At 47.9% G+C, this 12,720-nt stretch carries 10 protein-coding genes; 5 read left to right on the top strand and 5 right to left on the bottom strand.

Features of this window, described 5'->3' with window-relative positions; all coding sequences use genetic code 11:
- Positions 1 to 60: 60 nt before the first annotated feature.
- From ACLBLI_RS15910 to ACLBLI_RS15895, 4 genes are read left to right on the top strand one after another with little or no spacing between them, the layout of a single operon-like run.
- A complete protein-coding gene (locus tag ACLBLI_RS15910; protein WP_414828551.1) occupies positions 61 to 726 on the top strand; it encodes an NAD(P)H-binding protein in 666 nt (221 codons plus the stop codon).
- A 31-nt stretch (positions 727 to 757) separates the two neighbouring features.
- Complete coding sequence (locus ACLBLI_RS15905; RefSeq protein ID WP_414828550.1) at positions 758 to 1,429, top strand: tRNA1(Val) (adenine(37)-N6)-methyltransferase; 672 nt, start codon at positions 758 to 760, stop codon at positions 1,427 to 1,429.
- Between the two features lie 18 nt (positions 1,430 to 1,447).
- On the top strand, positions 1,448 to 1,801 hold the full coding sequence (locus ACLBLI_RS15900) for a hypothetical protein (protein ID WP_414828549.1): 354 nt from the start codon (positions 1,448 to 1,450) through the stop codon (positions 1,799 to 1,801).
- A gap of 50 nt (positions 1,802 to 1,851) precedes the next feature.
- Positions 1,852 to 2,385 (top strand): YgjV family protein, encoded by a 534-nt coding sequence (locus ACLBLI_RS15895; protein ID WP_414828548.1) that lies wholly within the window; start codon positions 1,852 to 1,854, stop codon positions 2,383 to 2,385.
- Positions 2,386 to 2,410: 25 nt separating this feature from the next.
- On the opposite strand, the gene ACLBLI_RS15890 is transcribed toward ACLBLI_RS15895, so the two are convergent.
- Both ACLBLI_RS15890 and ACLBLI_RS15885 read right to left on the bottom strand, forming a co-directional pair.
- The gene (locus tag ACLBLI_RS15890; RefSeq protein ID WP_414828547.1) at positions 2,411 to 3,412 is read right to left on the bottom strand and encodes a hypothetical protein; all 1,002 of its coding nucleotides are present in this window, start codon (positions 3,410 to 3,412) and stop codon (positions 2,411 to 2,413) included.
- Positions 3,413 to 3,592: 180 nt separating this feature from the next.
- The gene (locus ACLBLI_RS15885; RefSeq protein ID WP_414828546.1) at positions 3,593 to 4,000 is read right to left on the bottom strand and encodes an ExbD/TolR family protein; all 408 of its coding nucleotides are present in this window, start codon (positions 3,998 to 4,000) and stop codon (positions 3,593 to 3,595) included.
- A 641-nt stretch (positions 4,001 to 4,641) separates the two neighbouring features.
- Between ACLBLI_RS15885 and ACLBLI_RS15880 the strand changes: the two genes are divergently transcribed.
- Positions 4,642 to 9,204 carry a chemotaxis protein CheB gene (locus ACLBLI_RS15880; RefSeq protein ID WP_414828545.1) on the top strand — a complete coding sequence of 1,521 codons (4,563 nt, stop codon included), beginning with the start codon at positions 4,642 to 4,644 and terminating at the stop codon, positions 9,202 to 9,204.
- 252 nt (positions 9,205 to 9,456) lie between these two features.
- Here ACLBLI_RS15880 and ACLBLI_RS15875 read toward each other — a convergent pair whose 3' ends face one another.
- Genes ACLBLI_RS15875 through ACLBLI_RS15865 form a run of 3 tightly spaced genes read right to left on the bottom strand, consistent with a single transcriptional unit; the run spans position 9,457 to position 12,677 of the window.
- Entirely contained in the window at positions 9,457 to 10,245 is a 789-nt protein-coding gene (locus ACLBLI_RS15875; protein ID WP_414828544.1) for a CLCA_X family protein, read from the bottom strand.
- On the bottom strand, positions 10,238 to 10,777 hold the full coding sequence (fldB, locus tag ACLBLI_RS15870) for a flavodoxin FldB (RefSeq protein WP_414828543.1): 540 nt from the start codon (positions 10,775 to 10,777) through the stop codon (positions 10,238 to 10,240). Before fldB ends, ACLBLI_RS15875 begins: the two co-directional genes overlap by 8 nt.
- Before the next feature lie 13 nt (positions 10,778 to 10,790).
- Positions 10,791 to 12,677 (bottom strand): alkaline phosphatase family protein, encoded by a 1,887-nt coding sequence (locus tag ACLBLI_RS15865; RefSeq protein ID WP_414830980.1) that lies wholly within the window; start codon positions 12,675 to 12,677, stop codon positions 10,791 to 10,793.
- Between the last annotated feature and the right edge of the window lie 43 nt (positions 12,678 to 12,720).

Below are 12,720 nucleotides of genomic sequence, written 5' to 3'. Positions count from 1 at the left end.
TTATCTTCATACTGCTGCTGTCGAAAGAATGATTGTAGTGATTACACAGGATGATACAAGGTGAGTAAGAAGAATTCCGCAATTGTGCTGGGAGCGACGGGTCTGGTGGGACGAGAGGTTGTTTCGTTACTGTTACAGGACCCGCGCTATGATGCCGTGACGGTGCTGGTGCGTCGACCGCTGTCTGCGTCTATGTTTGACGATCCGGAGAATAAACTGAATCCGGTGGTGATCGACTTCGAACAGTTTCAGGATTACCAGGGATATTTTTCGGTTAATCATGTGTATTGTTGCCTGGGAACCACCCTCAAACAAGCGGGATCAAAATCCGCTTTTCGAAAAGTTGATTTTGAATACGTGCACATTGCCGCACAGCTTGCCAGAGCGCAACGGGTAGACAGCTTTGTCTGGATTTCCTCGGTGGGTGCTGACGCTACCAGCAGCAGCTTTTATCTGCGGGTAAAAGGTGAATTGGAAAATGCGATCATGCGAATGCCGCAACTGGAGCATGCTTCCGCGGTGCGTCCATCGTTATTGTTAGGAGATCGCAAAGACAGCAGGCCAATGGAATCTGTTGGCCAGGCGCTTGCGCCTGTCATTAAGCCGCTGATGGTAGGCCCTCTGAAAAAATATAAACCGGTAAAAGCCGGGGAAGTCGCACGCAAAATGATCAGTTTACAGCGGTTTATCAATGATGGGGGACAGCCTCTTGGCATTCCAGTGTAAACAATTCAGCATCGAACAGGACAAATGCGCGATGAAAGTGAACACCGACAGTATGATTCTGGGCAGTTGGGTACAGGTAACGTCGCAAACCCGGATGCTCGATATTGGCACGGGCACCGGTATTCTGGCTTTGATGCTGGCGCAAAAAGCGGCGCCCGATGCAGTAATCGATGCCATAGATATTGACGCTGATGCTGCCGCACAAGCTCGTGAAAACGTGCTGCGCTCTCCATGGGCAGAGAATATCAACACATGTCAGGGGTGCGTGCTATCGCAGGCGCCGGCGCGACAATATGATCTGATTGTGTCTAACCCGCCTTACTTTGATAGCGTGCAAAAGCACAGCCGCGCATATGAAAAGCAGAGTGCCGCCAGAAAACAGGCAAGACAAACCGGGAGTTTACAACCTGAAGCGTTATTTCATTGGGTAAATGCTTACCTGGACAGAGACGGTGATTTTTACTGTTTGTATCCTGCCCCCGCCGTTCAGTTTCTTATACCTCAGGCAGAAGCCGAAGGACTCTATTGCGATTCATTGCTATGGGTACAAAGTGTTGCAGAGAAACCTGCCTACGTTGCGGCCTTGCGTTTTCGCCGTGAGCCATCGATAGTTAAGAAAGACAACATCATTATCCATAACGAGGCTGGCGAGTACTCTGAAGCATTCAAAGCACTTTGCCGGGATTATTACCTGAACTTTTAACACTGCAGGCGTCTGATTATGCTGCCTACGTGCATTGAACGATATGCCAACCGACTGGTACTGCAACCCTTTCTCTGGATGGGACGCGAGTGGCGCGTGCCGTACTATCAGGTATACGCGAGACTGTCATCTCCGGTTGCCGCCGATACCGTAGATTATCGCTCGCAAAAAGTAGCGATCCTGAAGTTAGGTAAGTATGATGTGCCGCTTTTTGATCCCTGTCACCAGGATATGGACGTGTTACCCTCCCACGCAGTCGTGCTGAGTCATTGCGAGGGGAATCGGTTCGGACTTTTTGCCTATCCTGCAGATTCCATTCTGCAGCCGTTGTTCCTTCCGCTGGATACACACAGCCTGCGTAGACAGTTGTAATAATACCAATCAAATACCAATGCAAATTGGTAAAACAGGACACCATTTTCATGCAGTATTTGGCGGAGGGCTTCGGCGCCCTGGCAGTCATTTTGAATTTTATTGGCTATCGGCAAAACCAGGTAGATCGTTATCTGATCATATCCGCGTGTGCGCTTTTTAGTGTCAGTATCCATTTTTTTATGCTGGATGCGATGGCGGCAGGCGTTGGGTGTATGCTGGCAAGTATTCGCAATCTGGTTGCATTGCGAACACGCTCACACCGTGTAGTGGCGTTCTTCATCGGTGCGAATCTGGCGTTTTTTGCTTACGAGTGGTTTGTACTGGCACACGGGTGGCTAATCATTGTGGCGTATAGTTCGTCGCTGATATTTACGGTCGGCTCGATAGTGCTTCGAGATGCGATGCGTATTCGCCAGTGGTTTTTGGTTGCTGAATCGTTAGGTTTGGTTTATTCCGTGCTGGTGGGCAGTATCTTCGGTACCGTGTTCAACATCAGTAACCTGTTCAGTATTATCACCAAGCTCATTCAGGAAAAGCAACGCAAGCGCAGGCTGTCCGAAACGGATACAAACACACCGTAATGCTATAAGCACAACGGTGTGGTGGTTATACCGAAACGCGCTCTGTTAACACTGGCCGTCTGGTCAGCGCCCGGCGCAGTCCGAAAAGATACAAAGCAGCAAAAGCAAATATCGCGAGCGTAGCAGGTTCACTGACTTCGATACTGCCATTATTAGTAGTGTCGGCGTTTACGGTTTCCTGCTGGCCTTCAGAAGCAGGCTGTGTCAACGGTTCGTCATTGGGTGCAATATCGGCAACTTTGAAAAGCGGTAACGGCGTTGGCAAGCGGTTGCCCTGCTGATTAGTGTTGTCGTTGTTTATACCCGATGGGCCAGCAACGTCGACAAGCGGATTGTTAATACCACTTTCAGCGGTACCGGACTGGCCGATGGCATATAAATTCAGATTATCACCAGGGTTACCCGCGGGGATAATGCCACCAGCTGACAAAGCGCCAATTTGCCCAAAACCCGGGCCTGATTGTTCTGAACGTAGTGTTCTTGCTGCGGTATTAAAGAAATTGCCGGTATCACCCTGGAAACTTACTGCCGCCCACAGTGATGCGCTGGATAACGTACCGCCATCCTGGTCTCCGAGACCGTAGTGTTCAGGATTCATGGGATCGGTAACACTGCTGTCTTCAGGCGCCCGTTTACGGCTTATCAGGGTATTAACATTCCAGTTGTCGGTATCGCCCTCAGGGTAGGTGTCCTTGAGGAGAGGCAGGGCTAGCGGATTGATGGCTGTGCGGTCTGCTGTAACCAGTTGCTCTGCGTCTTCGGATACCCCATTACGATGTAATGACTCAGCCGATTGCCCCGGCGTTGGCTCAGACGTCGGTTCAGCAAAGAGTTGTGACATGTTGTCTTTCATCAGCCCGGCAACGTATCTACCGGCAGGCGTAGCACCGAACATTGCGGCAATAGCAGATACCGATGTCAGACCCAGCAAGATTAGCAGGGCTGTATTTCGGCGTTTCTTTGCAGCAGCCTTACGGGCGCTGCGACGTGCCCGCGCACGGGTGCGTTCGTTATTATTATTCAACATGGTTTTTTTTCGCTCCAGTGATAAAGCTTGCCGGAAGCGTTTTCAACATGGCTTTCCAGACAACTCGATCCTAGATCGATCCTCTACCGCTTTCGACACGGTAGATCACAACTATGTATCGTTTTTAATACGCATAAAAAAACCGCCATCGAGGCGGTTTTTTTTAAATTAAAGAAGGGGTCAGGAGCCTTTAACCAGCACCGATACTTTTTCGATTCCAGCAATTTTCACCTGGTTCATGACTTCAACCACTGTACCGTGCTCGGTATCTTCATGCGCCTGAATGGCGGCAGAGTCAGTGTTATTTTCCGCCAGGAAAGTTTGCGCGTTGGCAACAACACGACGGATGTCAACTTCACGACCACCCATCATAATAGTGCCATTGGCGTCGATGCGAATAGACAATGACTTAGTCGGGTTTTGGTTATTGGACTGATTATCTTCAGGACGGTTTACATCCAGTCCTTTTTCTTTGACGAACGAGGTCGTTACAATGAAGAAAATCAACATGATGAACACAATGTCCAACATGGGCGTCATGTCAATCTGAGCCTCGTCATCGGCCGTGGTATGCTTTTTTCTTTTCATCTCGTATTCTTTCTTCTCTTACGTTCGAACACACTAGTATACTGTTTGTTACAAAAATGAATAGGGTTTTGTACAAATCAGAGTACGACTTAACACTTGTTGCTGAAAAAATAGACAAAAATCACCGAAAGTTATTTACATTTCGAGGTGATTTGTTCGCCAAAGCGACACCTAGTTGGTAAAAAAACAACATCAATGCCTGATTGAGCTGAAGGTGCAAATTACCACGAGGGGAGATCCTAAGTCTAGCCCGGCTCTGCGTTTTCTGGTTCGGCTGCCGGATATTTCTGTTTTTACCTAATGTAAGTTATTGTTTTTAATCTTTTTTTATGAGATCCATTCTCGAAGCTTTCAGATCGTCATGCAAACAGGATCTTTAGCTGAGGCGGCTGCTTAATCTTACAGATTCCGCAATAGTAGGATGAGAATGAGCGATTTTTACGCGTATTCGGCATAGCCACTGCCAAATTAAAACATATAGTACGATTTAAAAACGCGCGATGTTATCTTATCTGTAAGATTGCAGGCTTGGGTGAAACGGTACTGAAGACAAATACCTGAAATATCAGGGGCAGCTTGTTACTATTATTTATCCTGTTTGGGTATTTTAAGCAATTTGCCATAGAGCGAAGGAGAGTCACGTGGGTGGTACGGATATTAAAGATGCTCAGATAGTCGTTGGTGTGGGGGCGTCAGCAGGTGGTCTTGAGGCGCTGAAACGTTTTTTCACGCATGTACCTGATGACGCACCTATTGCTTTTGTCGTTGTGCAGCATCTGGACCCGAACCACAGGAGTATGCTGGCTGATATTCTGTCACGTGACTGTCAGTTCCGTTTTTGTCAGGCGCAGGACAATCAGGCGATTGAAGCTGGCAATGCCTATGTTATTCCGCCAGGCAAATTCATTGAGGTGGCTGGTAATAAGATAAGGATCGTAGATCAACCTGACGTACACGGCAGTCGACGAGCGATAGATCATTTATTCCGATCCCTGGCCGATACTTACGAATCGAAAGCAGTGGGACTGGTTTTTTCAGGCACAGGCAGCGATGGCACCGCGGGACTCAGAGCACTGAAAGCTGCAGGCGGGTTGTCTATTGTTCAGCACCCTGAAAGCGCAGACTATCCAAGTATGCCTAGGTCAGCAATTAATGCTGGCGTGGCTGACGAAATCCTTTTCGTTGAAAGCATTCCCAGATTGTTACTGGAATATGCAGCACATCCTTATCATCAAACCGACGATCAAGACAAATTTACCGATACGCAGGATATCAAACAGATTCGTGCGCTATTAAAAGCACAGGAACGTTTCGATCTTAGTCAATACAAAGACAGCACAGTGAAGCGCAGGTTGTTTCGCAGAATGAGTCTTACCGGAATGAAAAGTTCATCCGCGTATCTGACGAGTTTGCGCAACAGTGAGAGCGAGCGTCAGGCCTTAATACGTGACTTATTAATCAACGTCACTGACTTCTTTCGGGATCGTGAGGCATTTGAAGAACTGGATAGCAAAGTCATTGCAAACATCGTCGATGAAGTTGAAGAGGGCGAAGATATTCGCGTTTGGGTAGCAGGATGTGCCAGTGGTGAAGAAGCCTATACGTTGGCGATGCTTTTTCTTGAGCAGATTGAAAAATCAAATAAGGAGTTAGGCCTTCGTATTTTCGCGACTGATATTGATGAGGAAGCCATTCATAAGGCAAGGAGAGGTGTTTATTCTACCAGTGTTATATCTGAACTTCCGGAAGCGTTTGTTGATAAATATTTTAAGGTAAATAATGAGGGGGACGCTCAGGTTAATAGCCGGATCCGTGACGTTATTTCCTTTGCTCAGCAAAATGTGTATGTGGACCCGCCGTTTTCAAAACTCCATTTGGTAAGTTGCCGAAATTTACTGATTTATTTACAGCAATCTGCACAAAAGCGGGCGATGAAATCTTTTTTCTACTCGCTTGTGCCTGAAGGTTATTTATTTCTGGGCAGCTCAGAAAGTATTGGTGAGCAAAAGGATCTCTTTAGTCCGTTATCAAAAAAATGGCGCATATACTGTCGAAAACAACGTGATAACGTAAAAAACTACCCATCTGTTTTGCCAACTTTCTTTAACGGGAAAGAGAATAGAGAAAAGTTACAAACAAAACGTGAGGCGAAACAACAGAGTCAGGACAACTGGGTGCAACAAACATTACTGATGGCAGTAAAGCCCTCAGTGATTGTTGATGACCAGAACGCGATTACCTATTTCCACGGTAACGTAAACCGGTTTTTACAACTTCCCGAAGAGGGACAGGCGGCACTGGATCTCTACACTATGCTCCATCCTGAAATCCGTACCCGGATGCGAAGTGGAATATACAAAGCCAAGAAATCCGGCGAAAAAGTAACGGTTAACTTTCCGCTACCAACGAAGCCGACAAGCGATCGTCCAAATTATCGCTGTATCATTACCCCATCATCGTACGGTAACCGTGAAGATGGCAGTGTGGTTATCTCTTTTGAAGAGGTGTTACCAGAACTGCATGAGCCGGGTTTTTCTTCTGATATGCTGAGTCATCAGGATCAGGACAGCATGATAGAGTCGATGGAGCGCGAACTCCGTGAAACCAAGGATGAACTGCAAAGCACTGTAGAAGAGCTGGAAACCAGTACTGAAGAACTCAAGGCGGCGCATGAGGAGGCATTATCGACTAACGAGGAGCTGCAATCTTCGAATGAAGAGTTGGAGGCAAGCACAGAAGAGCTTCGCTCACTAAACGAAGAACTGACTACAGTAAATGCTCAGCTTAAAGACAAAATTGATGAGCTATCTTCAACCCATGATGACATCAAAAACTTTTTTGCCAGCACCAACCTGGCAACGATTTTCCTGTCCAGTGAACTTAAAATCAAGCGATATACCCCGGCCGCTGAGCGCCTGTTGAGAATAGGCAACCTGGATATTGACCAGCCGATAAATGCGCTGAGCAGTACGCTTATCAGTGAAGATACATTAGAGGAAGCTCAGCGTGTGCTGGACAGTCTGGAGTCCAGCGAACGTCAGCTAAGAGCTGACGATAAATGGTTTATCCGCAAAATCCTGCCTTACCAGACCGAATCGAGAAAAGTCGATGGCGTGGTGATTACGTTTATCGATGTGACTACGCTGCAAGCAACTGCCAACAGACTGAAAGTCAGCAGTGAGCAACATGCAGTTATTGCCAAGCTGGGTATGAAAGCGTTAAGTACCGAAGATACACTGAACTTAATGGATCAGTTGGTACGTGAAGTCGCGCACACGCTTGATGTGGAATACTGCAAGGTGCTTGAGTATCTGCCTGACGAGGAACAGTTGCTTGTGAAAGCCGGTGTGGGCTGGGATAACGGTGTAGTGGGCAACACCAAAGTGTCTGTAAATAATGCTTCTCAGGCCGGTTTTACGCTTTCAACCACAGAGCCGGTGATTGTAGAAGATTTGATGACCGAGCAGCGATTCTCTGGCCCGGAATTACTGATTGAACATAAAGTCGTCAGTGGTATGAGTTGCATCATTGAAAATGGCGATAATCCCTACGGCGTTCTCGGCGTGCATACGAAGCAGAAACGTTCGTTCAATCAGGAAGACGTGCATTTCATTATGTCTGCCGCCAATATTTTATCCGTGGCCTTACACCGAAAGAGTATGGAGAAGCAGCTCAAGGCCAACGAGAGCCGATTGCGCATCGCGAAAGATTCAGCCCATATGGGCTCATTTGAGTGGAATATTGGCGATGACAAGATTTACTGGGACGAGATGCTTTCCGACATCTGGGGGTTTGATACCTACATCGTTACTTATAATGAGTTTCTTCAGGGCGTTCATGAAGACGACAGAGAGGCAGTAAACAAGGAAATAGCGATAGCTCAGGACCCAGATGGGGATGGGCACTACCATGCGATATACCGCGTAATAAACGCAAAAACCGACCAAACTACCTGGATTGAAGCAAACGGACAAATCGTAATCAGTGCTGATAAATCGAAAAAGCTGATAGGGATGGTGGTCGATGTGACGGGGCACCGTAAGCTTGAAGCATCCCTTAAAAATGCCGTAAAAGAGTTACAGCATGCTAACGAAAAGAAAAATGAGTTTCTTGCTACGTTAGGACATGAAATTCGTAATCCGCTGGCGTCCATCAGTGCCGCGGTTCAGATAATTGAACAGGATAGTAGCAGAACAGATTGGGCGCTGGGGATCATGAATAACAACGTGACGCTGGTGTCGGCGTTGTTAGATGGGTTACTCGATCTGACCCGAATTTCAAGGGGCGAGGTACGTTTAGAGAAAACGTTGACGAATGTCAATTTGTTACTTAGCGATGTTGTTCAGAATTTTACCTCTTCTATGCAACAAATCCATCAGGAACTGCTGTTGGAGTTACCGGAAAAACCCATTCTGACACTTCTTGATAAGCTCAGAATTCAGCAGGTTATCAACAATATCATCAGCAACGCATCAAAGTTCACACCTGAAAACGGTCGTATTCGTGTAAAGCTTCTGAGTTCGGAAGACGCATTTTCGATTCAGGTAGAAGACAGCGGCATTGGTTTGGACATGCAGTTCAAAGATAAGGTGTTCGAACCGTTCCAGCAAATTAAAGAGAACACTACACGTCAGAACAATGGCCTTGGGATTGGACTGTCGCTGGTAAAGCAAATTGCTGAGCTTCATGGAGGTTCGGTGACAATTCACAGCGAAGGTTTAGGTTACGGGGCTACAGTCACTTTAACCTTACCCCTGGCTGTTGACCAAGGAAGTACGCAAAAGGATACTGCACTTTCGCAACCCCCTGTCACGTCATCTGATTTAAAAGCATTAAAGAAGTTGCGGGTTATGCTGGTGGATGACAATGAAACGGTGTCAGACGGGTTGTCGCTTATTTTAAGTTTGAAGGGGTGTGAAGTTGCCGTGTATAACTCGGGTCATGAGGCGCTAAGTCACTTCAAAGAGTTTAATCCCAATGTGGCGTTACTTGATATCGGGTTGCCAGACATGAGCGGTAACGATCTGATTCGGTTAATTAAGCCAGCGCTGCCGGAAAATTCACTTTTTCTGGCCATTACCGGCTACGGACATGCCGAAGCCCGGCGCCTGACAACAGAAGCCGGCTTTGACGGACATTTCAATAAACCGGTTCAGGTGGATACCATCATAAACGAATTGCTCCGTTTTGCAGAGAAAGTATAACGCGTGAGTTTTCACTTGCTGACCGCCTCCCCGCTACGTGTGGCAGTGTCGTGGCGGGTGTTCTGGCCAGGATAAAGACAGGGAAGATAAAACCTGCCTCGATAGACGCAGGATGACTGCACTGGCCTTGGCGCAAGCAGGTTTTTCCACCGGCTTTTTTTACGGACGCAATCATTTTACGCGATCAACGCCGGCGATACTGCTGTGGTTAGCAAATACAGGTTGTGCAGACAGTGGCAAAGCCTGACGGTATTATGTAGGTTTTGCCGCCAAGGCGACACCCAACTGATAGAAGTACAGGGCGAATGCATCGTTGAGCAGACCCCGTAAGTTGCCCTGAGGGTAAATCCCCAGTTTGGCTTCGGTGGACATTTTTGTTCCCTGAACTAAAAATGCATTTTTTATGTCATGGTCCTGTATACAGGCTTCGAAAGCCCTCGCAGCCATCTCCTGTGGCATTGCGTAATAGTACATTTTAAGTGCCCGGTCAGCCTCGATGGAGCGCGTCAGGTAGTGACTCGGCGTGTTCATGTCCTCTAAAAACATCAAAGAAAAGCATTCGCACAGCGCATTATTCAGTGGGTGAGGGTGCTGCGGTGCGTTATCCAGCCAGGCTTTCGACGCAAAGCTACCGTTGCGGGTATCAGGGAATACTTTGCCAGCGATATAGTGATCGAATGCATGGAACCATTCGTGGGCAAGTGCGCCACCACCTGCATTTTTTGCCAGTGCTAGCTGTCGCTTGGCAGAATGATAATGCGCGCTGCTGTGCTTTTGCCCGCCATGTCCGAAAGCCAGTGACAGCGATCCGTTCAGTGAGATCACCTGCTCATTGATCTGTAAAATATCAATGAGGTCGTAAAGTGCGTCAAAAAACAGGTTGGCCGCGATCTGCTGTTCCTGGGTTGTCACCCAGCGGCCAATCGTAATACTGGAAAAGTTGAACAGTTTTCTGATGTCGTTAAAGGAGACATCGGCACCATCACGATGGCTGGCGCCGTTTCTGAAATAGGTTTTGTGAAGTCGGCCAGTGTTACTCACTGAGCTCTTCGAGTAGCTGGTGGCACCAGGTATGAATACGCTCGTCAGTCAAATCGTACTGATTTTCGTCATCCAGCGACAAACCCACAAACTGAGATTTATCATCTGTTAATGCTTTAGACTGCGCAAAGTCATAGCCTGCATTTGGCCAGAAACCGATAATACGACAACCTGAGGGAACGATGGCATCGTGTAGCATCCCCAGTGCGTCCTGGAACCAGTCGGTATAGCCTATTTGATCGCCAAGCCCATACAGCGCAATAATTTTATCACTGAGATCCAACTGATGAACCTCTTCCCAGTGCGACTCCCAGTCTTCCTGTAATTCGCCAAAATCCCAGGTGGAGATACCAAAAATCAGGATGTCATACTCAGTGGTTCGGGTGAGTGACGTTTCCTGAATGTTGTGCACGTCCACAACCTGGTCATCAAACAGCGCATTGAGCTGGGCCTGAATTTTCTCTGCCGCCATTTCGGTATAACAGGTAGTGGAACCGTAAAATAACCCGATTTTTAGCGCGCTATCACTCATGCGTTGCCCTCTTTTACTCTTTGGGTGGTGTGTGCGGTGGGAATTCTACCGTTTCTCCACTCGCGCACAAGGCTTTGCAATGAACAGTAGTGTCATTTTGGTCTAACTCAAGTAAGCCAATAGCCGGCGCATTCAACAGCTCCCCGTCGTGCCCCTCTGGCTCTCTGGCTCTTACCGACATATTTCGACGACGGGTAAATACGTTTAACGGCGAAGATGGGCTGTATAGCCAACGGTTAAATCGATCCAGCCAGGTGATGAGTGTATCCGGAAAGCAATTTTTAATACCGCTGCAGGTAAATTGCGTAATATGAGGACTGTTGCGCTGGAAGCGCAGTCGCACGTCATACACAAAAGAATAGTGCACGTCACCGGATAAAATTATAAATTCAGGCGGGGTTTTGTAATGCCTGAAAATGTTCAACATAACGTTGGCCGTGCCTTTGTGGGCCATCCAGTTCTCCGCATCCACGGTCAGCGCCTTGCCAAAAAAGGTGAAGACTTTTTGCACAGCCTCAATAAACTTCACTCCATATATGGGGGCGGCAGACACCACAATTACCGACTGCTTGCCTATCAGTGATTGCTGGAATTCACACAGTGCCTCCCAGTCCATGAGCCCCGAGGGCTTATTCAGGCTCGACTCTGATCGCCAGCGTCGGGTTCGGGTATCCATTACGTGTATAGATGGCGTGGTGTTTAACTGATAATCCCAGTCTTCAAAGTCCAGCAACATGTCGATAAAAGCATCGTGATGTCGGATACCCTCAGCTGTGAAGGATTTTTTGATATCAGGCTGAATGTCTTTGAATTTATCGGGATAATTCCCCCAGCCTTGGCATAACAGGTAACCGATTAACGCATTGCCTATCATCCTTTTAGACAACGGATGTCCGTACACTTCCTGTTCCCACCCTCGGGTCAGGTTCCAGTCATCGGTGACATCGTGATCGTCAAAAATCATGTAGGTAGGAATATGGGCCAGTGTTCGACGAACACGCGGCAAACAAGTAATGAAACCTTTAAGATTATCCTGCTCGTGAGCGAACCTGTCCTGATGAACGCCGCTCACAGCCTCTTTATTAGGTGTCACAAATGCCCAGGGGGCATCAGACCAAACCAGCAAATACATTGCCATCACTTCTGCAAAGCTAATCAGATGATTCTGAGCGTTAACCGAAGTGAAAACCGGCTTTTTCTTGGCACCGAAAAAGAGTTTTGACAGTGCGGTATTGGTGCTGATTTTCGGCAGCAACTGTTCACGTTCATAAAAATTATGCGGGTGTGAGCGCAATTCATCACTGTGGTTAATGACCGCGCCTTCAAGCGGTTCGCCGTAAAGACCTAAAGCGGTAATGACATCCTGAATGGCTTGTAGCGTCGGACCCGCTACATCGTCTGCATAGATTTGATCGCCCGTCATCAGTAACAAGTCCGGGCGACGCTTATTGTTGCAGATTGCGTTTTCAAGCAGGCTATCTACCCGGGTCAACGCATCTTGTCCCGGATGGTGTGGTTTGCGGCAGGAACCGTGAAGCACTTGCTGTAGGTGTGGCTGCCAGCAGAAACTTAGCGATGTGGTGCCGGGATAGCATAATCCGGTTTTGGTGTCTTCCCAGCTGGACTGAAAAGCCGGCTCGTCAAACTGCAAATCGTAGTGAAGCGGAACGTCTGCTTCGACAGGCGACGTGTAGTCGATACGAATCATGCCGACGAATGCACGGGAGCCAACGGGGACGTAGTCGATACAGGTCGTTGCATCCACAGTCTGCGCGTGTTGCTGCAACGTCACGCTACCCGTCACCGGTGCAGACGTGACAATCCACAGGAAACAGTGTTCACTGCTAACGTGCCTGACTATGGGACCTGCCAGTACGGCAGGAACTTCTGGCTTACTGATAACGCTGCCTCATTTACCGGTGATACCAATTTGCGAAGAGCTT

It is taken from the genome of Alteromonas sp. H39 (genome assembly GCF_047556435.1).
Taxonomy (GTDB): domain Bacteria; phylum Pseudomonadota; class Gammaproteobacteria; order Enterobacterales; family Alteromonadaceae; genus Alteromonas.
The sequence above is the reverse complement of the archived record's forward strand: the minus strand, read 5'-3'. Positions and strand labels throughout refer to the sequence as shown.

Excerpts from the sequence above, each read along its gene's own strand:
- ACLBLI_RS15905 (WP_414828550.1), top strand. The coding sequence starts at position 758 with ATGAAAGTGAACACCGACAGTATGATTCTGGGCAGTTGGGTACAGGTA.
- ACLBLI_RS15885 (WP_414828546.1), bottom strand. The coding sequence starts at position 4,000 with ATGAAAAGAAAAAAGCATACCACGGCCGATGACGAGGCTCAGATTGAC.
- fldB (WP_414828543.1), bottom strand. The coding sequence starts at position 10,777 with ATGAGTGATAGCGCGCTAAAAATCGGGTTATTTTACGGTTCCACTACC.
- ACLBLI_RS15895 (WP_414828548.1), top strand. The coding sequence starts at position 1,852 with ATGCAGTATTTGGCGGAGGGCTTCGGCGCCCTGGCAGTCATTTTGAAT.
- ACLBLI_RS15890 (WP_414828547.1), bottom strand. The coding sequence starts at position 3,412 with ATGTTGAATAATAATAACGAACGCACCCGTGCGCGGGCACGTCGCAGC.
- ACLBLI_RS15900 (WP_414828549.1), top strand. The coding sequence starts at position 1,448 with ATGCTGCCTACGTGCATTGAACGATATGCCAACCGACTGGTACTGCAA.